The organism is Rhizobium sp. WYCCWR10014, assembly GCF_001657485.1.
In the GTDB taxonomy this organism is placed as follows: domain Bacteria; phylum Pseudomonadota; class Alphaproteobacteria; order Rhizobiales; family Rhizobiaceae; genus Rhizobium.
Genome location: NZ_LXFU01000051.1, coordinates 154,816 through 175,805, shown reverse-complemented (window position 1 = coordinate 175,805; position 20,990 = coordinate 154,816). Strand labels below are relative to the sequence as shown.

At 60.2% G+C, this 20,990-nt stretch carries 19 protein-coding genes and 4 pseudogenes; 13 read left to right on the top strand and 10 right to left on the bottom strand.

Translation table 11 applies throughout. The features are described from left to right. Window positions 1–38 precede the first annotated feature (38 nt). From A6U98_RS30850 to A6U98_RS30840, 3 genes and pseudogenes are all read left to right on the top strand, one after another. A complete protein-coding gene (locus tag A6U98_RS30850; protein WP_064654867.1) occupies window positions 39–521 on the top strand; it encodes a hypothetical protein in 483 nt (160 codons plus the stop codon). A gap of 30 nt (window positions 522–551) precedes the next feature. Beyond that, window positions 552–2,027, top strand: coding sequence for a M81 family metallopeptidase (locus A6U98_RS30845; RefSeq protein WP_064654865.1), 1,476 nt, complete (start codon window positions 552–554; stop codon window positions 2,025–2,027). Next, window positions 2,028–3,112: pseudogene (locus A6U98_RS30840) on the top strand (D-TA family PLP-dependent enzyme). 118 nt (window positions 3,113–3,230) lie between these two features. On the opposite strand, the gene A6U98_RS30835 reads toward A6U98_RS30840, so the two are convergent. Beyond that, a complete protein-coding gene (locus tag A6U98_RS30835) occupies window positions 3,231–4,217 on the bottom strand; it encodes an MBL fold metallo-hydrolase (RefSeq protein ID WP_064654863.1) in 987 nt (328 codons plus the stop codon). 132 nt (window positions 4,218–4,349) lie between these two features. Here A6U98_RS30835 and A6U98_RS30830 point away from each other — a divergent pair, with 132 nt between their 5' ends. After that, a complete protein-coding gene (locus tag A6U98_RS30830) occupies window positions 4,350–5,246 on the top strand; it encodes a LysR family transcriptional regulator (RefSeq protein ID WP_064654861.1) in 897 nt (298 codons plus the stop codon). A 177-nt stretch (window positions 5,247–5,423) separates the two neighbouring features. Here A6U98_RS30830 and ugpC read toward each other — a convergent pair whose 3' ends face one another. The 5 genes from ugpC to A6U98_RS30805 all read right to left on the bottom strand — a co-directional run bounded on the left by ugpC (window position 5,424) and on the right by A6U98_RS30805 (window position 10,941). Beyond that, entirely contained in the window at window positions 5,424–6,557 is a 1,134-nt protein-coding gene (gene ugpC / locus A6U98_RS30825) for a sn-glycerol-3-phosphate ABC transporter ATP-binding protein UgpC (protein WP_064654859.1), read from the bottom strand. A 195-nt stretch (window positions 6,558–6,752) separates the two neighbouring features. Then, window positions 6,753–7,958 carry an ABC transporter substrate-binding protein gene (locus A6U98_RS30820; RefSeq protein ID WP_011655222.1) on the bottom strand — a complete coding sequence of 402 codons (1,206 nt, stop codon included), beginning with the start codon at window positions 7,956–7,958 and terminating at the stop codon, window positions 6,753–6,755. A 73-nt stretch (window positions 7,959–8,031) separates the two neighbouring features. Further along, on the bottom strand, window positions 8,032–8,889 hold the full coding sequence (locus tag A6U98_RS30815) for a carbohydrate ABC transporter permease (protein WP_064654857.1): 858 nt from the start codon (window positions 8,887–8,889) through the stop codon (window positions 8,032–8,034). Beyond that, complete coding sequence (locus A6U98_RS30810) at window positions 8,886–9,770, bottom strand: sugar ABC transporter permease (RefSeq protein ID WP_029874853.1); 885 nt, start codon at window positions 9,768–9,770, stop codon at window positions 8,886–8,888. Before A6U98_RS30810 ends, A6U98_RS30815 begins: the two co-directional genes overlap by 4 nt. A gap of 13 nt (window positions 9,771–9,783) precedes the next feature. Then, window positions 9,784–10,941 (bottom strand): Gfo/Idh/MocA family oxidoreductase, encoded by a 1,158-nt coding sequence (locus A6U98_RS30805; protein WP_064654855.1) that lies wholly within the window; start codon window positions 10,939–10,941, stop codon window positions 9,784–9,786. 329 nt (window positions 10,942–11,270) lie between these two features. Here A6U98_RS30805 and yghX point away from each other — a divergent pair, with 329 nt between their 5' ends. Beyond that, window positions 11,271–12,158, top strand: coding sequence for a YghX family hydrolase (gene yghX, locus A6U98_RS30800; RefSeq protein ID WP_064654853.1), 888 nt, complete (start codon window positions 11,271–11,273; stop codon window positions 12,156–12,158). 57 nt (window positions 12,159–12,215) lie between these two features. On the opposite strand, the pseudogene A6U98_RS37880 reads toward yghX, so the two are convergent. Further along, window positions 12,216–12,368, bottom strand: a pseudogene (locus A6U98_RS37880) (MmgE/PrpD family protein); the annotation flags it as partial. On the opposite strand from A6U98_RS37880, the pseudogene A6U98_RS30795 reads away from it, so the two are divergent. Next, window positions 12,369–13,316 (top strand): annotated as a pseudogene (locus A6U98_RS30795) (ABC transporter substrate-binding protein); the annotation flags it as partial. A gap of 134 nt (window positions 13,317–13,450) precedes the next feature. Next, a complete protein-coding gene (locus A6U98_RS30790) occupies window positions 13,451–14,899 on the top strand; it encodes a M20 family metallopeptidase (protein ID WP_064654851.1) in 1,449 nt (482 codons plus the stop codon). 135 nt (window positions 14,900–15,034) lie between these two features. Here A6U98_RS30790 and A6U98_RS30785 read toward each other — a convergent pair whose 3' ends face one another. Both A6U98_RS30785 and A6U98_RS30780 read right to left on the bottom strand, forming a co-directional pair. Further along, entirely contained in the window at window positions 15,035–15,475 is a 441-nt protein-coding gene (locus A6U98_RS30785) for a DMT family transporter (protein ID WP_064654849.1), read from the bottom strand. Beyond that, the gene (locus A6U98_RS30780; protein WP_064655346.1) at window positions 15,472–15,954 is read right to left on the bottom strand and encodes a DMT family transporter; all 483 of its coding nucleotides are present in this window, start codon (window positions 15,952–15,954) and stop codon (window positions 15,472–15,474) included. Before A6U98_RS30780 ends, A6U98_RS30785 begins: the two co-directional genes overlap by 4 nt. A gap of 191 nt (window positions 15,955–16,145) precedes the next feature. Between A6U98_RS30780 and mug the strand changes: the two genes are divergently transcribed. The 4 genes from mug to A6U98_RS30760 all read left to right on the top strand — a co-directional run bounded on the left by mug (window position 16,146) and on the right by A6U98_RS30760 (window position 19,714). Beyond that, window positions 16,146–16,688, top strand: coding sequence for a G/U mismatch-specific DNA glycosylase (mug, locus tag A6U98_RS30775; RefSeq protein ID WP_197496462.1), 543 nt, complete (start codon window positions 16,146–16,148; stop codon window positions 16,686–16,688). A 52-nt stretch (window positions 16,689–16,740) separates the two neighbouring features. Continuing rightward, window positions 16,741–18,501: an MOSC and FAD-binding oxidoreductase domain-containing protein gene (locus tag A6U98_RS30770; protein WP_064654845.1), complete on the top strand. Its 1,761-nt coding sequence runs from the start codon at window positions 16,741–16,743 to the stop codon at window positions 18,499–18,501. Window positions 18,502–18,589: 88 nt separating this feature from the next. After that, window positions 18,590–19,402, top strand: coding sequence for a pirin family protein (locus A6U98_RS30765; RefSeq protein WP_064654843.1), 813 nt, complete (start codon window positions 18,590–18,592; stop codon window positions 19,400–19,402). 93 nt (window positions 19,403–19,495) lie between these two features. Further along, a complete protein-coding gene (locus A6U98_RS30760) occupies window positions 19,496–19,714 on the top strand; it encodes a hypothetical protein (protein ID WP_064654841.1) in 219 nt (72 codons plus the stop codon). A 34-nt stretch (window positions 19,715–19,748) separates the two neighbouring features. On the opposite strand, the pseudogene A6U98_RS37875 reads toward A6U98_RS30760, so the two are convergent. After that, window positions 19,749–19,916 (bottom strand): annotated as a pseudogene (locus A6U98_RS37875) (PfkB family carbohydrate kinase); the annotation flags it as partial. Between the two features lie 492 nt (window positions 19,917–20,408). Between A6U98_RS37875 and A6U98_RS30745 the strand changes: the two are divergent. Together A6U98_RS30745 and A6U98_RS30740 are read left to right on the top strand one after the other, a co-directional pair. Next, a complete protein-coding gene (locus A6U98_RS30745; protein ID WP_064654835.1) occupies window positions 20,409–20,669 on the top strand; it encodes a ribbon-helix-helix protein, CopG family in 261 nt (86 codons plus the stop codon). Beyond that, on the top strand, window positions 20,666–20,986 hold the full coding sequence (locus A6U98_RS30740) for a type II toxin-antitoxin system RelE/ParE family toxin (RefSeq protein ID WP_064654833.1): 321 nt from the start codon (window positions 20,666–20,668) through the stop codon (window positions 20,984–20,986). The genes A6U98_RS30745 and A6U98_RS30740 overlap by 4 nt, the downstream gene beginning before the upstream one ends. Window positions 20,987–20,990: the final 4 nt, after the last annotated feature.

Sequence of the window (20,990 nt, the reverse complement as noted above, 5' to 3'; positions counted from 1 at the left end):
AACACGTTTTATGAAAAGAATTTCAATCTGGGGCAGATATGCGCGATCCTTTCAAGAATCCTTTCCCGTCCGACAGCGCCCGGCACGCTATCTGGGAGATGCTCGTTCCGCGCGATATCGATGCCTTTTTGGCCGCCGATTGGTCGATGGTCGAACATGACTTCGTGGAAGAGGGCTTCATCGGCATCGACGGCCGAAAGGAAGTCAGCCCCGACAAGTGGCGCCTCGCATTTCCGACGCTGTCGGCCTATCGCGAGGAATGGCTGAGGCAGGCGAAGGATTTCGCCGGCCAGAGCTTCGCAGAGGATGCTCGCACGGCGATCTTCACCACGACGACGCTGGAAGATATCGAAATCGAAGGCGACATGGCGCTCGTCCGCAAGAAATTCGACGGCGGCATTTCCAAGCCTGACGGTACCCGCGATGTCATGCAATGGCAGACGCTCTATTATTGCAGGCTTCACCAAGGACGCTGGAAAATCTCAGGTTTCACCGGCTACCTGCCGAACCCGATGGGTTGACGCGGGGCCGACAACACGAAGGCCACTTTCTTGCGCATTTTCACGGCAGCACTGGCGACCGAGACCAATACCTTTTCCCCGATCTGCGTGGATCGTCGCGCGTTCGAAGCGTCGCTTTATGCCCCGCCCGGCCAACATCCCGAAACACCGACACTCTGCACCGCGCCGATCACCGTCGGAAGGCGCGTCACCCGAGAAAAGGGTTGGGAGCTGATCGAAGGAACCGCCACCTGGGCCGATCCTGCGGGCCTCGTCAACCGGGCGACCTACGAGGAATTGCGTGACGAAATCATAGGCCAACTCCGCGCGGCAATGCCTGTCGACGCTGTCGTCATGGGCCTGCACGGCGCCATGGTGGCCGCCGGATACGAGGATACGGAAGGCGATCTTCTCTCGCGCATCCGCGAGATCGTCGGGCCTGATGTCCTCATCTGTGCCGAACTCGATCCGCACAGCCATCTCACCGCAAAACGCGTCGCAGCGCTTAATTTCGCCGTCTATTTCAAAGAGTTTCCGCATACGGACTTCGTCGACCGCGCCGAGGATCTCTGGCGCATTGCGGTCGAAATGCTCGAAGGTCGGGTCAAGCCTGTTATGTCAGTGTTCGACTGCCGCATGATCGACGTTTTCCCGACATCGCGCGAGCCCATGCGTTCCTTCGTAGACAAGATCATGCAGATCGAGAAGGATGATCCGGACATCCTGTCGATCTCGGTGATCCACGGCTTCATGGTGGGCGACGTTCCCGAGATGGGAACGAAGCTGCTTGTCGTGACGGATAATAAGCCGGAGAAAGGCGCGGCTTTAGCGCGCGAACTCGGCCTCGAGCTATTTTCGAAGCGCGGCACCTTCATGGTCCCGCAGATCGACGAGAAGGAAGCCGTTGCGCGTGCGATCGCCGCCACCGCATGGCCTGTTGTCATTGCCGACGTCTGGGATAATCCGGGCGGTGGCACCGCAGGAGATGCGACGGTTATCCTCGGAGAGCTCATGGCCCGCGGCGTCACGAGTGCAGCGATCGGCACCATCTGGGATCCGGTGGCCGTCCAGATTTGTTTTGCGGCAGGCGAGGGGGCAGAAATTCCACTGCGCTTCGGCGCCAAGTCGGCGCCGGGCACCGGCAATCCCATCGACGGCACCGTCAAGGTCGTCAAGCTGGTGAAGAATGCCGAGATGCAGTTCGGCGAGAGCCTCGCACCTTTCGGCGATGCCGCACATATCGTGTTTGACGGCCTCGACATCATCCTCAATTCGACCCGCGCTCAAAGCTTTGATCCGAGCCTTTTTTCGGCGATGGGCATCGATCCCGCCAGGCAAAAGATCCTGGTGATCAAATCCACCAACCACTTCTTCGCGTCCTTCTCGAAGATCGCGGCCGAGATCCTTTACTGCTCCGCCGGAACGCCCTATCCCAATAATCCGGCGACGACGCCATACCGGCGAGCACCGAAGACCATATGGCCGATCGTGGCCGATCCACACGGACCAGAACGCGGAGCCGCCTAGATGCCTGATGCCAGGTTTGCCGTCATCGCCAAGGCAGGCGACAGGATCGCCGATCTCTCGACGCCGCGTCCTGTGATCGACGAAGACCGGCTGGCTTCGAACATAGACCGCGTTCAATCCTATATGGATCAGCACGGGCTGAACTTCCGCCCGCATATCAAGACGCACAAGATCCCGGCTCTCGCCGTCGCGCAGGTTGCCGCCGGCGCCAAGGGCATCAATTGCCAGAAGGTGACNCCGAAGCCGGCTTCGAGGATATCCTCATCACCTTCAACATCCTGGGTCCGCAGAAGCTCGAGCGGCTGGCCAAGTTGAACGAGAGAATTTCGGCCCTCAAGGTCGTCGCCGACAGCGAAGTGACGGTCGACGGGCTGGCAGCACATTTCTCCGGCCACAAGCCGCTGAACGTACTGGTCGAATGCGATACCGGCGGCAGCCGCTGCGGCGTGCAGACACCGGGTGAGGCGGCCTCGCTCGCCAAGCGCATCGCCGCTGCCGACGGCCTCACCTTCGGCGGCATCGTGACCTATCCGAAGCCGCAATCGGCCGCCGCTGTGGAAGCCTTCATTGCCGAAACGCTGCAACATCTGAAATCGGAAGGCATTGACTGCCCGATCGTCAGCAATGGCGGAACGCCGAGCCTTTTCGAGGCGCATCTCGTCACGTCGGCCACGGAACACCGCGCCGGCACCTATATCTACAACGATCGCCAGATGGTGCGCATGGGTCATTGCTCCGAGGACGATTGCGCGATGCATGTGCTTGCAACCGTCGTGTCACGGCCAAACGCGGACCGCGCCGTCATCGATGCCGGGTCGAAGGCTCTGACATCGGATCTTCAGGGTTTTAGCGATTACGGCCTGATCGTCGGTTATCCCGAGGCGCGGATCAGCAGCCTCTCGGAAGAACACGGCGTCATCGACCTGTCGAGTTGCACCGGCCCCCGACCACAGATCGGCGAGAAGCTCTTCATCATCCCGAACCACACCTGCGTAGTGTCCAACCTGTTCGATACGATGGTCTTCCATCGGGGCGGTATCGTCACCCGCGTAGAGGATGTCGCGGCCCGCGGTCTCGTCTGGTAGGGGTTGGTTCCGATTGAGGTCGAAATAGCCCTGATCGCCAAACGCGGCTTTATCGCGGTGCAGCAGCCCCGCGAAAGCGGTCATGGCGATCACTACCCTTGCGACCGCCAAGCAGACCTCAGTTCTGCAGGGCCCAATCCGCTACCTGCCAACGCATCTGCCCACGGTCGGCAACGACACGGCCGAGCCCTGGGAAGGGCATGTGCGTGGCGGCGATGAGGGCGCCTTCCGAAGCGGCGCGAGGAAAGAACCGGTCGCGCATGGCTTTGGCCGCGGCAGGATCCTGCTCGAATAGGAAGAACACGTCGGTCGCCCCAGGATGAACGACGGGAAAGATCATATCCGAGACCATGATGAGGCTCTGCCCGCCATCCTCGACCCGCACGCCGATATGGCCGGGTGTATGGCCGGTCAGGTCGACAATCGAGACGCCCGGCACGATTTCTCGCTCTCCGTCGATCGCCTGAAGTCTCGGATAGAGGCGCACGACCTCGTCGGCCATTTTGAAGCTGGTCTGCAGATAATCGGGTGCGCCGCTGCGCTTGGCCGGGTCGGTCCAATGGGCGACGTCGCGGCGATCTATATAGAGTTCCGCCTTGGGATAGTTGTTCTTGCCTCCGAGGATCAGACCGCCCATGTGGTCCTGATGCATATGCGTCACGATCACCGCGTCGATCTGGTCGGGCTGCAGGCCGAGCGCGGCGAGCGCCTGCGGCAGTTGGCCGGTCTGCCCGATCGAGCCTGCCGCACCGGCATCGATCAGGATGCGGCGTTCGCCATCCTCGACGAGATACTGGTTGAACAGGAACCGCACCCCGCTGGCGCGGGCGGTGAACTGCGCGACTGCCGCCTGTTCGACCTCCGCCGCGGTTCGCCCCGGAAAATAATCATAGGGCATATCCGCATAGCCGTCCGTCAACGCCGTCACCGTGAAACGACCGATGCGGATCTGCGCGAGCGGCGTAACGCTGACCGGCGCTTTGGCCGTAGCCGGTGTCGCGGCAAGCGCGGACGCGCCTTCAATCATTCCTCCGCCGAAAAGGCTTCCCCCGAGCAAGCCGAGAGGGAGGGCGCTTGCAAAGGCACGGCGCGAAAGTTTGGGCATGGCGTCCTTCCTGATCATTAGCAATACGGGAAACCGAACAGCGCCGGTGAACGACGTGAAGCTATGATATCCACAATCAGTAGGGTATCCTGCCATTTTGAGAACATTCCTCTCAGATAACGGAAGGATTGCATGGATCGATTTGACGCGATGTCGGTATTGCTGGCGGTGGTCGATGCCGGCAGCCTTTCTGCCGGGGCGCGGCAACTGCGTGCCCCGCTTGCCACGGTCAGCCGCAAGGTCGCCCATCTTGAAAAGCACCTCGGCGTGCCCTTGGTGCTGCGCACTCGCCGGGGCCTGTCGCTGACCGAAGAGGGGCGCGCCTTTGTCGCCGCCTCACGCCGCATCCTTGAGGAGCTGGACGCGGCGGAGCGGCAGGCGAGCGGCGACCATGGAGCGCTGCGTGGCGGGCTCCATGTGACCGCACCTGTTGCCTTCGGCGAGCGTCATCTGCTGCCAATCTCGCTGCAATTCTTGAAGGAGCAACCCAATATCAACCTGCGCCTGACGCTGGTCGATCGGCAGATCAATCTTGCGGACGAGCAGGTTGACGTGGCTCTTAGAATTGGCCACCTGACGGACAGTGCACTGATCGCAACACGCGTCGGCAGTGTCCGCCGGGTGATCTGCGCCAGCCCCGAATATCTGGCCCGCCGAGGCGTGCCGCGTCAGCCGGAAGACCTCGCACGACATGACGGTATAAGCTTCCAGGGCTTTGCGACCGCGCCGGAATGGCGCTACCGCCGGGACGGTCCGGCCTTCACCATCGAGCCGCACCCCAAACTCGCGGTCAACACGACGGAGGCGGCCATTCAGGCTGCAATGGCCGGTATCGGCATCATCCGCGTACTGTCTTACCAGATTTCCGATCAGCTGCGCTCCGGCGCTCTGCAGGAATTGCTGACGGAGTTCGCGCCGGAACCGCTGCCTGTGAACGTGATGCATGGACCAGCCGATCCGCTGTCGCTGAAGGTGCGCTGCTTCCTCGACTGGATCTTGCCCCGCCTACGCGCGCGGGTGGCGGACTAAAGCGCTCGTCGCCGGGGCGCGGCTCGGTTGATGACAGTCACGCGAAACGGTCCGAATGCTTCGGGGCGCGGCTGACCGTTCCTAAGTTCGTAACATGCCGCCCGAGAAATCGCTGAACGAGAGGCGCAATTCCGCCATACTGCCGACGCCCGAACCGCTGAAACAGAGCCGGTCGTTTCAAGCCGCCGTCGGATTGATCACATTCATATCGATTTCCGTCAGCTCCACCCGCCGCTCGAAGGCGATGCCAGCCTCGTCGAAGAGATGGCAATCGGCGGCGTTGATGCCGGTGGCAACCGGCGTGTCGGGGCGGATGCCGACGCTGCCGGGCAGCATGGCGCAGAAATTCTCGGACTCTCCATTCAGCGAGGCGTAAGCGACCGTATTTGCCCCGAGGCGTTCGATCACCGTCGGCGTCACGGTAAAGACGATATCGCCGCCGTTGAGCTGGATATGCTCCGGGCGGATGCCGAGCGTCAGGGTCTTACCGGCCATACCGTCGCGCGGCGTTACCGGCAGAACGGCGGATTGGCCGAGATAATCGACTTCGACGCCGCCGGCGCTGATGCCTTTGCAGGTCACCGGCAGGAAATTCATTTTCGGATTGCCGATGAAGCCGGCGACAAACTGATTTGCAGGCTTGTGATAGAGCTCCAGCGGCGCGCCGGTCTGGGAGATGTCGCCGGAATCCAGCACGACGATACGGTCGGCCATGGTCATCGCCTCGACCTGGTCGTGCGTCACATAGATCATCGTCGCCTTCAACTGCCGGTGCAGCTTGGCAAGCTCGATGCGCATGTCGGCGCGAAGTGCTGCGTCGAGGTTGGAAAGCGGCTCGTCGAACAGGAATATCTTCGGTTCGCGCACGATGGCGCGGCCGATCGCGACGCGCTGGCGCTGGCCGCCGGACAGCATGCCGGGTTTCTGCTGCAGCCGCTGTTCGAGGTGAAGGATGCGCGCCGCATTTTCCACCTTGGCCTTGAGCTTTTCCTCTTCCATCCTTTCGACCCGAAGCGGGAAGGCGATGTTCTCGAAGACGGTCATGTGCGGATAAAGCGCGTAGGACTGAAACACCATGGCGATGCCGCGCTTGACCGGCGGCAGATCATTGACCCTGATGCCATCGATGACGATGTCGCCCGCCGTCGTTGCGTCGAGACCGGCAATCATGCGCAGCAAGGTGGATTTGCCGCAGCCGGACGGACCGACGAAGACGACGAACTCGCCGTTCTTCACATCGAGCTGCACGCCCTTCAGAACTTCGTAGTCGCCATAGAATTTCTGAACTTTGTTGAGTAGGAGCTGTCCCAAAAATCTGTCTCCACCGGCGGCCTTCGTCGCACATTCGATCAGCGTGACTGCATGATTCCTTACATCGGATTCGATTTAAGGAATCATGCAGCAATTCAAGGTGTTACAGCGCCGCCCTAAGAACGTACATGCGGCGCTGCGTGGGAGGGGGATCGCGGGCTGTTGCCGTCCGCGATCCCGCGCCCCCAAAGAGGCCTACTTGAACGCCTCGACTTCGCCGGCGGCCTTCTTGAGTGCTGCCTCCGGCTCGGCCTTGCCCGTCACCACGGACTGGATCATCTCGATCATCGAGTTCTGGAAGCCCTTGTAGTCGGTGAAGAGCGGCTCGGGACCACCGTAGCTGATGCCGTCGATCAAGGGCTTCCAGTGGGGATCCTTGGCGACGAATTCATCGACCTTTGCTGACGGCCGCAGCGGAGTGAGGCCCGCGCCGCCCTGCAGTTCGTATTCGGATTGCACATCCGGCGAGGTGATGAACTTGGCGAATTCCGTCGCCTTGTCCTCGACCCCCGAACCCTTGAAGATCGCCAGGCTGTCGGTGATCAGCAGCGTGCCGGGGCCTTTGGCGTCGGGGCCGAGCGGCAGCGTCGTGATGCCCCAGCTGATTTTCGTTGCCTTCAGGCGGTCGGCTGCACCCGAGCCTGCCTGGATCATTGCCACTTTGCCGTCGAGGAAGATGGCGCGGACTTCGTTCTGCTCGTAGGCGGTCGGGCCTTCTTCGGAGTAGGGGACGATGTCCTTGTAGGCCTTCAGCGCGGCGAGAATCTGCGGGCTGTCGAGGGTGACTTTGCCGTCGGCATCAATCACCGTGCCGTTGTTGGTGTAAACCCAATGCATGAACTGGTGCATCGTGTTGTCGAAGGTCTTGGCGGAGAGACCGAAGCCCGGAATGCCGGTCTTTTCCTTGATGGTCTTTGCCATCTCGATTTCTTCAGCCCAGGTCTTCGGCGGCGTCTCGGGGTCGAGACCAGCCTGCTTGAAGAGATCCTTGTTCCAATAGAGCGCCTTGGTGGAGAAGGCGATCGGAACACCCCATTGCGTGCCCTCGAAGGTCACGGTGTTGACGATGTTCGGATAGTAGGTCTTCTTCTCGTCATCGGTCATCGGAACCGGAACGATAAGGTCGTTCTGCGCGAATTCCTTCAACGTGCGCGAGCCGACATAGGCCATCGCCACCGGCGTGCCGGCGGCAGCAAGCGTCGTTGCCTTGTCCTGGCACTGTGCCCATCCGACAACCTCGGGGGCGACCTTCCAGCCGGTGTTCTTTTCTTCCCACTGCTTGATGTATTTGGTGTGGACCGGGTCGATCGTGTCGCCGCAATAGATCCAGCTGATTTCCTTGTCGGCCGCCTGGGCAGTGACGGCGGTCAGTGCCGTCGAACCGAGCAGGGCGAGCGCCATAAGGCCTGTCTTGATTGATATGCTCACGTCGTGACTCCCATTCTTGTGTTAGCTGTTCACTCGTTTTTTGGTCTTATTGTTTCACCGCACCGGCGGTAAGCCCGCCGACAAGGTAGCGCTGAAGGAAGAAGATGACGACCATCGCCGGCGCGATACCGACGAAGGAAGCCGCCATCAGTTCGTTCCAGATGACCTCCTGCTTGCCGAAGTAAGCAAAGAGCCCCACTGGCAAGGGCATGTATTCGGTCTTCGAGTTGAACGTCAGCGCGAAGATGAATTGCTGGGCGTAAGCGCCGATGAAGGTAGTGATGGCGACGACGATGATCCCCGGCATCGCAATGGGCAGGATGACCCGGCGCAGCGTGTAGAAATGGCTGGCGCCATCCATATAGGCCGCTTCGTTAAGCTCCTGTGGAATGCGGATCATGTAGGTGCGCAGCAGCCAGATCGCCGAGGGGATCAGGAAGGCGACGCCCGGCACGATCATGGCGAGATAGGTGTTGAGCACGCCGATGCTGCGCATCAGCCGGAAGAGCGGGATCAACAGCACGGCGCCGGAGAACATGTTCACCGTCAGGAAGGCGCCGAGCAGGATGCCCATGCCCCTGAATTCGAACTTCGCGAAGGCATAGGCCGCCGGAATGACGAGGCAGAGCACGATCAGCGTGACGATGATCGAGATGAAGAACGAGTTGAAGATATAGCGCCCGAAGCCCGGCACGCTGATCCACATCGTGCGGTAGGCTTCGAAGGAGCCGTTCTCCGGCCAGAAACGATAGGGCGAGGAGAATAGCTGGCTGAGCGGCTTCAGCGACACCAGGAATCCTTCGACGAAGGGCGAGAGAACGAAGAATAGAAACAGCGCGATGCCGCAATAGATCAGGATGATTTCCCACCGGCGGTAACGGTCGATCATGGCCGCATTGCTCATGCGCGTTTCTCCGGATTGAGGCGGCGGGTGACGCGGAAATAGGCGAAGCAGAAGAGCGACAGGAAGATGCAGATCAAAACGGCGCGCGCTGCACCTTCACCGTATTTCTTCGAGCCGATCGCGGTCTGATAGGTATCGATGATCATCGTCGTCGTCTCGCCGCTCGGTCCGCCCTGCGTCAGGATCCAAATGATGTCGAACGAGTTGAAGGTGGCGATCAGCGAGAGCATCGACATGGTAATGATCGCCGGCACCATCAGCGGCAGCGTGATGCGGCGGAAGCGGTACCAGCGGCCGGCGCCGTCGGTCCAGGCGGCCTCGTAGAGATCCTTCGGAATGGATTGGATCGCCGCCAGGAAGTAGATCGTCACCAGCGGCACGCCGATCCACACGTCGGTGATGATCGTTGCCCAGAAGGCGGTGTTTCCATAGGCGAGGAAGGCGACAGGGCCGTCGACGAGACCGAAGCGCTGCAGCATGCCCGATATCATCCCGAACTGGCCATTATACATCCAGCCCCACATGAAGATGCCGATCGCCATCGGCACGATCCATGGCGGCATGGTCAGCAGCCGGAACAATGAGCGGCCGGGGACCGCGGCATTCAGCATCGTCGCACCGAAGGTGCCGATCACCATTTTCAGGGCGACCGAGAAGAAGGTCCAGATGAAGGTGCGGATGATGACTTCGGCAAACCGCTCGTTGAAGATCTTCTCGTAATTAGCCCAGCCGACCCAATTGGTGGTCTTCCTGAGCGACGCGTCGGTGAAGGAGAGAATGAAGGTATCGACCAGCGGATAGGCGACGATCGCCAGAACATAAAGGACAGCCGGGAGAAGAAGGATGCAAGCGAAGATGAAGGTGCTTCTTTGAACACTCATCTTGCCGCCCTCCTCAAGCCGCTCTCGCGTGAAGGGCTTCGTCGAAGCGGTCCCAGATGGGTCTGAGATCGACGACCGCTTTCTTCATCCTCGCTTCGTCCATCGCCAAGGCGAGGATGCCGGCTTCGAGCGCGTTCAGGGTGGAAACAGGAAGTTCGAGCCCGGTGCGCACGCTTTCAAGCAGGTCGCTCGCCATCTGCTCATCGGCGCCGTAATGCTGGGAGAGCTCGGTGGCGGCATATTTGTTCTCGACCACCTTGTTGCCGGTCAGTTGTTCGTGAACGTCGAGATAGCCACGAACGAAATCACCTTCGGCCATGCCGCGCGAACCCATGATGGCGAAACGGCGGAACTGGTCGGGCACGTTCAGATTGGTGTGGAAGTTCATGCCGACGCCATTGGCATATTCGACGATCGCCACCTGATAGTCGATGATATCGGCATCGCTGTCGAAGACCTTGTCCGATCCCATCCATCCGCTCGGCTTGCGGTGGAAGAGCTCGAGGTCGTTGATGCCCTCGCGCGCCGGGTCGTTGGCCGGAATGAAGCTCTTGCGGCCGCCGAAACTGGCGACGCGCTCCGGCCGTGCGCCGGCGACGCCATTGTAAAGATCGAGGTCGTGGCAGCATTTCTCCAGCATGAAGCTGCCGGAATAGCGCTCATAGCGGCGCCAGTCGCGCATGAAGAAGGCGCCGTGATAAGGCTCGATATGTTCGGAAGCCTCGATCGACACGATCTGGCCGAGCTTGCCCGCGGCCTGGATGGCGCGGAGATCCTTGTAAAGAGGAGAATAGCGCAGCACGAGACCGACCATCAGTCGCTCATGGCCGAATTTTGCCATCAGATGGGCAAGTTCGATGCTTTCGGCGATCGTCGTGACAATTGGCTTTTCGCAAAAGACCTTGAGACCGGCTTGAAGTCCGAGCCTGATATGGTCGAGATGCAGATGGTTTGGGGAGCCGATCATCAGCAGATCGAGCTTTTCGGAGGCAAGGAGCTCCTCCGGCGAACCATAGGCCTTGCCGACTGAAATTCCCTTTTCCGTCAATCCGGGAAGTCCGGCCGGTTCCGGATCCACATAGCCAACAATGTCGAAGCTGCTATCGATTGCCTTGAAAACATAGCCGAGATAGCCGAGCCGGAATCCTAGCCCGATGATTCCCACTTTCATGCCGATCAGGTTCCCATTTAGTAATTTATTTTCTTTAAGTTGGGACAAAAATCGAGAGGCGTCAATAGAAAACGGGCATCGAAGCGCGAGTATGAAATTAATTTTCATAGATCGATAGCCGGCGGTCGATTGCTGCTTATGACCGGCCGGACGCGGATTGCCAAAGAAAAGAGCGCGCGCCGTTTGCAGCAGGTTCGGCGAATTCAGCGACTGTTGGCGCAGGCAGCGATCGCCATGGCAAGCACACGCGGGACTCGCGAAATGTTGAAAAGACTCGTGAGTTTACGTGTGTAGGATGATGCGAGACCCGAAGGCACGGAGGAGCCATCATGACCCGTATGACAGCCAAGGATTTCCCTCAGGAACTTCTCGAACTCTACGATTATTACGCGCACGGGAGAATTACCAAGCGCGAGTTTCTCGACCGGGCCGGCAAATTCGCGGTCGGCGGGCTGACGGCAGCGGCCATTCTTTCATCGCTGAGCCCCGACTATGCGCTGGCGACCCAGGTTGAATTCACCGATCCCGATATATCTGCCGAATACATCACCTATCCCTCGCCAAAGGGAAATGGGGATGTCCGCGGCTATCTCGTCCGCCCCAAAAACGCCACCGGCAAAGTCGCGGCCGTGGTGGTCGTTCACGAGAACAGGGGCCTGAACCCCTATATCGAAGATGTGGCGCGGCGCGTGGCGAAGGCGGGTTTCATCGCACTTGCGCCGGATGGCCTGACCTCGGTCGGGGGCTATCCCGGCAATGACGAAAAGGGAAGGGAACTCCAGCAGAAGGTCGACCCGGAAAAGCTGATGAACGACTTCTTCGCGGCGGTCGAATTTTTGATGCACAGCGATCTCACCACCGGCAAGGTCGGCATCACCGGTTTCTGCTATGGCGGCGGCGTCTCCAACGCCGCGGCGGTCGCCTATCCAGAGCTTGCCGCAGCCGTGCCCTTCTACGGCCGGCAGCCGCGCGCCGAAGACGTGCCGAAGATCAAGGCGCCGCTGCTTCTCCATTATGCCGGACTGGACAAGGGGATCAACGAAGGCTGGCCGGCCTATGAAGCTGCGCTGAAGTCATCGGAAAAGACATTCGAGGCCTACGTCTACCCTGACGTCAATCACGGCTTTCACAATGATTCCACCCCCCGCTACGACGAAGCGGCTGCCAAGCTCGCCTGGCAGCGGACGGTCGACTGGTTTACGAAATACCTCGCCTGAGAAGAACGAGCCGCGGCGGGGGAGTTCTCCCCGCCGCCAATCCGTCCCCCCGGCCTGTCAAGACGATTGATGGCCTGTGATCAGGCTCCAGAAGGGATCGTCGCCGGACAAGTTTTCCAAATCGGCAAGCCCGCGAAGATGCAGGAAAGAGGCGCCGGACATATTCCGATTTCCCCAGCGCAAGCAGTCCGTGAATTTGACTTCACGTTCATCGCCAAGTTCGACGATTATGTCTCGCCTCAGAACGACGGCAAGCCCGACGGCATGGTCGGCTCCAAGCGCCCTCTCGTCGATGGCATCAAGTTCATGGTCATTCCCGATGCTTCGACCGTAAAGGCCGGCCTTCAGTCCGGGGTGCTCGACACCGCGGAGATTTCGCCGGATCTCATTCCCGAATTCAAGACCAGCGACACGATGCAACTGATCGTGGCGCGCAACAACGGCAAAAACCTCTTCTACATCCAGACGCGCGACAAAGTTCTGAGCAATCCCGGCGTGCGCCGCGCCATGGCGATGGCACTCGATCTCGACCAGCTCGTCGAGGCCGCCTCCAATGGCACCGGCGCAGCCAACGGTTCGATGGTTTCGCAAGACTCGCTCTATTTCGACGATGTCCAGAAGAAGCGTCTGCCCTACGACATCGAGGCCGCGAAGAAGGAGCTCGCGGAGGCCGGCTACAAGGGCGAGCCGATTACCATCATCGCCAACAAGCGCAGCAACGTGCCAAGCTTCCCGGCCGCGGTGATGGCGCAGGCCATGATGCAGCAGGCAGGTCTCAATGTGCAGATCGAGGTGCTCGACTATGCGACGCAGGTCGATCGCCGCCGGTCCGGCAACTACCAGATCATCTCGCAATCGGTCGCGCCGCGGCTCGATCCGGCGCTGATGTACGGCTTCTATGTCGGCAACAAGGACAAGAACGCTTCCTTGATGTGGGATGACCCGAAGGCAGTCGAGCTGATGAAGGCCGCCTATGCGGAGGCCGATCAGACGAAGCGTCAGGCGATCTTCGACGAGTTTCATACGCTGATGCTCAAGGAAATGCCGGGGATCTTCCTCTATGACATGGTCGATGTCTGGGGCGCGACCAAGAAGCTGAAGGGTCAGCCCGTCTGGCAATCGAATGCCCGTCTTTGGGAAGTTTCGCTCGACAATTGAGCCCGAATTGCCGCGCCCGGTGGATCGGGCGCGGCCGTCCCACTTCGACAATCAACAGGAGATCCGGCAGGCAGTCCTGCCGGGTCCGGTGCAACACGTCCCTGTGGCGGCAGGACTGACAGCGAGGAAATGCCATGAATCTTGACGCGATCAGCTCCATTGCCGCGACGATCGAAAAGATGAAACCCGATTATGTCGCCCTCAGCGACAGTATCTGGGATTTCGCGGAGTTGAAGTTCGAGGAGCGGCGCTCGTCGCAATTGCTGGCAAGGACGCTCGAGGAAAACGGCTTTGCCGTGCGCCGCGGCGTCGCAGGCATGGAAACGGCCTTCATCGGCGAATCCGGCAGCGGCAAGCCGGTGATTGCCTTCCTCGGCGAATTCGATGCCCTGGCCGGAATGAGCCAGACCGCCAACCTGGCCGAGCCTCGTCCCCAAACGGCGGGAGCGACCGGTCACGGCTGCGGGCACAATCTGCTTGGTGTCGGATCGCTGATGGCGGCGGTCGCACTTGCCCGCCACCTTAAGCAGAACAACCTGCCCGGAACGGTGCGCTATTACGGCTGCCCGGGAGAGGAGGGCGGTTCCGGAAAGACCTTCATGGTTCGCGCCGGCGCTTTTGATGACGTCGATGCCGCCCTGACCTGGCATCCGGCTCCGTTCAACGGTGTTCGCTCGACGAACAATCTTGCCGTTCTCGAATATTACTATCGCTTCAGGGGTGTCGCGGCACATGCGGCCAACAGCGCCCATCTCGGCCGTTCGGCGCTCGATGCTGTCGAACTCATGAATGTCGGCGTCAATTTCCTGCGTGAACACATGCCGCAGGATTGTCGCGTTCACTACGCGATTACCGACACCGGCGGCAGGGCCGCCAATGTCGTGCAGGCCAGCGCCGAGGTTCTCTATCTGATCAGGGCGCCTGACATGCCGCAGGCGCTTGCGCTTGCCGGGCGCGTCGAGAAAGTTGCACGAGGTGCTGCGATGATGACCGAAACCGAAGTCGAGATCGTGTTCGACACCGCCTCGACGAACCTTCTTCCCAACATCACGCTTGAAACGGCAATGCACGACAACATGGTCACGCTCGGGCCGATCGCCTTCGACGAGGCTGACATCGCCTTCGCCAGGAAAATCCAGGACACCTTCACTGAGGAAGCGATCAAGAGCAGCATCCGCCTCTATCAGATCACCGGCGATGTGTTCTCCAATGCCAAGGTCGATGGCTCGACGCCGTTGCACACCGGGCTGCGCGATTTCGAAGGACAATCGCATTTCCGGGCCGGATCGACCGATGTCGGCGATGTCAGCTGGGTGACGCCGACCGCGCAATGCTGGGCGCCAGCCTGGGCGATCGGCACCAATCCCCATACCTGGCAGGTCGTCGCGCAGGGAAAAAGCCCGGCCGCGCACAAGGCTATGGCGCATGCGGCGAAAACGCTTGCGACCACGGGGCTCGCATTGATGACGTCATCCGACCTTCTGGCAACCGCGAAAGCCGAGTGGCGGGAAAAGACCAGCGGCAAAGCCTATGTGTGCCCGATACCCGACGATGTGATGCCCGCAACGGTTCACAGCCGGTAGCCCTGCCCTGAGAACGCCGCGCCTAAAAAGATGCTGCGGGGCGGGGAGGCATCCCCGCCGTCAATCTATCCCTTGGCTTGCGATCGGTCGATGAAATTGCTGGTTCAGCCATGGCTTCGAAAGCCATCGGATTGGCTATTGCGAACCGCTGGCATTGCGGCGTCCCCGACTGACCATCATTCCGCCGATGATGAGAACAATTCCAGTCGCGTTCGCCCAAAACGACGCTGGGACCGCGCTGAGATAATCAAATGCCACCCCTGTCACCATCTGGCCGCCGATGATCAGCAGAGCCGAATTCACCGCTCCTATTCGAGCAATGACCCAACTGCCCGCCGCCACGAAGATGACGCCGATGGGACCACCCAGATAGGCATACCAAGGCGCCTCGGCAGCACCCGCGGGAAGCAGACCTCCGACAAGGAGGCCAAGGCAGGTCAGGGCAGCAAAGCCTATGGCATGGTTCCAGAAGGATGCGATCAGCGGCGTGGTCGATATGCTCAACCGCCCATTGAGCTGACGACTGAGGCCGACGAGCACACCGCCCAGGCAGGCCAGGAGAATGAACACCGTCACGCCGCACCTCGCCCAAACAGGATAATGAGTGCGGCCCCCGTGACGACCAAGCCGAGTGCTAAGATGTCTCGTCTATCTGGGCGTCGCTTTGGCAGACCGAACAGTCCCCAGCTGTCGGCCGCGACGCTGAAGGCGACCTGGCCTGCCAAACCCAAAGCCAAGGTGCCGGAGAGCCCGAGCGGTGAGTTGACCGCAGTCGAGGTCAAAATGACCGTTGCCGCGCCGGATATCCCACCGAGATAAGCCCACCAAGGTGCGTTGGGGGCTTTTTCTAACAACGGCGTGCGCCGGCGGTGGACCACCAGGAGAAGAATGACGGCTGCGATGATGCCTGTGCCGTGTGCGGTCCAAGATGAGAACAGGGGATTGCCATAACGGGCCAACTCGCCGTTGAGGTGCACCATGAAAGTCAGGAGTCCGCCCGTGGCAAAAGCTCCGATGAAGTAGATGGGATGCGAATTGCGTGCTTCGGTGGTCATTGCAGATCCTGTCAAGAATCGATTGCGCCCGTTATTTTTCAAATTGCCACTAAGGCCATTCATCGGCATTTTCAGCAAGATGATTAGCACCGAGTGTTTTTTAGACGGGCCTCTTCTTGTTTCGATCCATGCACGGTTGGTGTATTTGACGGGCTTAATCCGAGCGATGTCCCATAATGCAAGATGATGCCATGTCCGCGGACCTCGATGGTCCAGACGCCCCCACGATGCCGAAAGCCGGATTGTCGGAAATCCTCGCACCTGATCTTTCCGTGGTTTTCTGCGGATTGAATCCGGCTCTGTCCGCCGTTCGCGACGGCCATAATTTCTCGAACCCGAGCAACCGTTTTTGGCGGGTATTGCATCTGGCTGGATTTACACCGCGTCTGCTGCGGGCGGATGAAGAGCGCGAGCTGCTGCAATATGGCTGCGGTCTTACATCCGCGGTTTCACGTCCCACGAAAAGCGCAAGCGAGCTCAAGAGGCAGGATTACCTCAGTGCCGCGGCTGTCCTGGAAAACAAGATACGAAAGTTTGCGCCAGCCAATCTGGCCTTTCTCGGAAAGGCGGCATACGCGGCTATCAGTCTTCGAGCCGATGTTGAATGGGGTCGGCAGCCTGAGGAATTTGCCGGCGCCGCCGTCTGGCTGTTGCCAAATCCGAGCGGCCTCAACAGAGCCTTCACCTTGACGACGTTGACCGAACACTATCTCGAGCTGAGATTGACGCTGTAACCGTCCTCCGTCGATCTCGAAATTGCGGTGAGCATCATTCGGGAGAAATGTCATGGTACACTTGCTTTCGGTCAATGTGGGCCTGCCGCGCGACATCACCTGGCAAGGCAAGATCGTCAACACTGCCATTTGGAAGACGCCGGTCGACGGCCCGCGTATGGTGCGGCGCCTGAACGTGGACGGCGATGGACAAGGCGACCTGGCTGGCCACGGCGGCGAAGGCCGCGCAGTCTTTGTCTATCAGATCGATTCCTATCGGTACTGGCAGGAGCAATTGCGCCGAGACGGGTTCGTCTACGGGCAGTTCGGCGAGAATTTCACCGTCGATGGCTTGCCGGACGCAGAAGTATGCGTTGGAGACCGTTACCGGATCGGCAGCGCTTTGTTCGAAGTGACGCAACCGCGCGTCACCTGCTACCGGCTCGGCATACGCATGGACGAGCCGGAGATGGCCGCCCTGGTGGTCAAACATGGCCGCCCTGGTTTCTACTTCCGTGTGCTGGAGGAAGGGGAAGTGCAGGCCGGCGACGAGATCACGAAAGTGGCGTCCGGCCCCGAGGGCATGAGCGTTTTCGAGATCAACGCGCTGCTTTATATGCCGGGTCACCCCCGCGATCAGTTGGAGCGCGCGCTACGCATCCCGGCGCTGAGCCCAGGCTGGCGTCGTTCTTTCGAAGCGCTGCTCAATCAGGAGCGGGAGGAGGGCGCGACAACAGGAAATGCCGGGCTGACAGCCGCCTCCGGCCCACCTCCGGCATGGCGCGGGTTTCGCCCGCTGCGTGTGTCGCGCAAGGTGCGTGAAAGCGGCAGCGTGGTTTCGCTTCTGCTCGAACCAGCAGATGGCCAACCTGTTGCCGCAGCACTCCCCGGGCAGTTCGTGGTGCTGCGGCTCGGGCCGGCTTCGGCGCCTGCGCTGATGCGCAGCTATTCGCTGTCAGGCGAGCCCAGCGCCACCCACTACCGCGTCAGCATCAAGCGGGAGGCCCATGGCGCTGCCAGCGGCTACATCGACGACGAGTTGCAGGTTGGCGACATCGTACAGGCAAGTGCCGCACGCGGCAGTTTCACATTGCGGCAGGGCGATACACCGGTTGTTCTAATAAGTGCCGGGATCGGAGTGACGCCGGTGCTGGCGATGCTTCATGTTTTGGCCGCCGAAGCATCGACGCGGGAAGTCTGGTGGTTATATGGAACCCGCAATGGCCGCGAACATCCGTTTGCCGAAGAGGCGCGCGGGCTGCTCAAGGCGCTCGGTCACCATCACAGCCACATTTGCTATAGCTCTCCCGAGCCTAAGGATCGGCTCGATATAGATTTCGACGCTCACGGCCATCTGGATGCGCAGGTGCTCAAATCGCTCAACCTGCCGCGCGACTGTGACGTCTATGTCTGCGGACCGTCGGGCTTCATGAGTGATCTGACCGTCGGCCTTGAAGCCTTGGGCATCGCGCCGGATCGCATACACAGCGAGATGTTCGGCGCCGGTCCTGCAATGACCCCCGGCATAGCTGCTTCGCCCCGCCGGCCACCACATTTGCCGGCAGGGCTTCCAGGCTCGGGGCCGCTGGTGTCGTTTGCCCGCACCGGTCTCAATGTGCGCTGGGAGCCGACATTCCTGAGCTTGCTTGAGCTGGCCGAGGCCTGCGACGTGCCGGTGCGATGGTCATGCCGAACCGGCGTCTGTCACACTTGCGAGACCGGACTTGTCGAGGGAACGGTCCGTTACCGCCCGGACCCCATCGATGCGCCGGCGGACGGCAATGTGCTGATCTGCTGCGCGAAGCCTGAGGGCAATATCGTGATCGACTTGTAGAGCGGGACGACGCGCCCTGGTCCCTGATCACAACGCAGGGCGCGTCGTGGCCTTGGCTGGTCACTGCCTTGCAAGCATGGAGGATGCGATGCTGATCAAGGGTGCACGAACGTTCGTGGTGCGGGATGCGGGAGGCTTCGTCGCACATGTCAACATGCCGGGCTGGTTGAAGCCGAAGCCGACCGATCACGGCCTGGGCCCCCTCGCCATGGTCGTTGAATCCATCCTCGATCCTGGCCGCCTGGTTGCGATGCATGAGCACCGGAACGACGAGATCATTTCCTGGGTGCCCGACGGCGTCATGCGTCACGACGATAGGGCCGCTGGCCGGTTGGTGATCGACCGCGATCATCTGATGGTGATGAATGCCGGAAAAAGCTTCTGGCATTCCGAAGAGACGCTGGCATCCGATCCCCCTCTGCGAATGCTGCAGATCCTTATTCGCCCTTATGCGGTCGATCTCGAGCCGAAGATCCAGCACGGGCCGATGCCAGCTGCCGCGGCAAACGTCTGGCGACACCTAGTCGGGCCGGAAGGGGAGGGCGCGCCCTTCTATGTCCGCAGCGCGATCGACTTCTTCGATATGCGGCTAGATGCGGGCATACGGGTGGAATTTCCGCAGAAACAAGGCCGAGACCTCTATTTCTACGTCTTTAGCGGTTCCGTTGTCGTCAATAAGCAGACGTTCGCCGAAGGCGAGCAGGGGCTGCATTTATCTGATGACAAGCTCGAAGTAGAGGCGCAGAGTGCAAGCACGTTGGTCGCGTTTCTGCTCGACCCGAACGCATCTATCACCAGGCAGGGGACTGTCGGCGACCACAAGAAGATCCCGCCGGCAATCATCATTCGCGCGTTCCTGCGATGGAGAAAATTTCGCCATATGTGGCGTCGTCATCATTAGCATCGCCGCTCGAAGACCGAAAAGGCGATATGAATGGAACAAGGATGCCCCTAACGGGTTTCGAACCTTAGCGTTCAATAGGAGGAGCATTTCATGCCTACGGTTGCCGCCACACCCATAACACCCCCAGACCAGCATGTTGTAACAGCCCGCGAAGCCATCGAGCCGCTTTATGAGAAGCTTGAGCTTCAAACGGAGTCGCTGGTTCTGTCTGCGGCGCTGGAAGCGGGATGGTCTCCAGATGAGGCAACCAAGGCGCTGGCGGCGCTCAGACTGCAGGATGCACTTTCCACCCTTGGACGAACGGCCTGACCGATAAAACTCCGAGAATAATCGACACTGTCAGTTACTGACTGATGTCGCGCGGCGTGCTGACTAGCACGGCGGCTGCGTGATTAGCGGCGTGGAGCGCCCCCTCCAGTCCGGTCCCACCTGCGATTTCAGCGGCCAGTACGCCGGTGAATTCGTCACCGGCGCCGTGGGTGCTGACAAGCCGCACCTTTATGGCTTCGATCCGATCCTTGAAGGTGAAGTCGTTCGTGGTCACCTCAATCCGGCGAACGCCGATTTTGCTCAGTTGTCCGCGAGGACGTAATAGGTAGTGCGCCATCAGCCAGGCAAGGAGCTCCCGTCGTTCGGCCCTCGGCCAACCATGCTTTTTGCCTCAGTCTCTCCGCCCTCGCTAAAAGCCAACTCCCATGCCTGAAACTCGACAACCGCTTTATCGCGGGTCTGCCGCTGGTGTTGAGAGACTCCCGTCGCGACTGTTGTCAGGTTCTCATCGGTCTGGTTCGCCAACTTGGTGACCGAGCGGCTGTACCCGCATTGCGACTTCATCGTGCGGCAGGCATCCGCGAAGTCCTTCGAAGCAGCAGGCGAGAAACTCCTCGCGGTTGTTCTATCTCTCAGACTGGCCCGGTTTCCTCGCCCGAAGCGGGGTTCTTTTTGCAGTTTGACGGACGCCCCTCCAAGAACTATCTTTGTATTACAAACGGAGGCGAAAACGATGTCAGCTCATAATCTTTCGGACCCGCTCACCATGCGCCTGCCCTTAGATGTCCTTTCCGAGATCGAAGAAATCGCGAAGATCTCGAACAAGTCCAGAAGCTGGGTATTCGTACGTGCCCTGAAGTCCTATCTGGCGGCCGAGGGCAGAGAGATCATCGACATTGCGCGTGCTCGCGAGGATATCGATGCTGGCCGCGGCCACGATCTTGATGACGTGATCGACGAAGTCGATGCGATCGTCAAGGGAGCTGCGGCTTGAAGATTACACTGTCGCCGGCGGCCAGAGAGACCGTCAAGGCAGAGGCTTACTATCTCAAATCCAAGAGCCACCGAGCGGCGCAGCAGTTCTCCGACGATCTGAAACGGCTGCGTCAGAATCTCAGCCGATTTCCCGAAATGGGTAGGACTACCGAAGAGCTTCCGGCTCCAGGCGTCCTTCGCTTCGTGATGGGCGTCTATCTGGTCGACTATGAAATCAGGAAAGACGAGATCATCATCTTCGCCATCCGCCATGGTCGCGAGCGACCGCTAGGCGTCGAGCTCGACGACGATTTCGACTACGAGAACACGGACTAAGTTT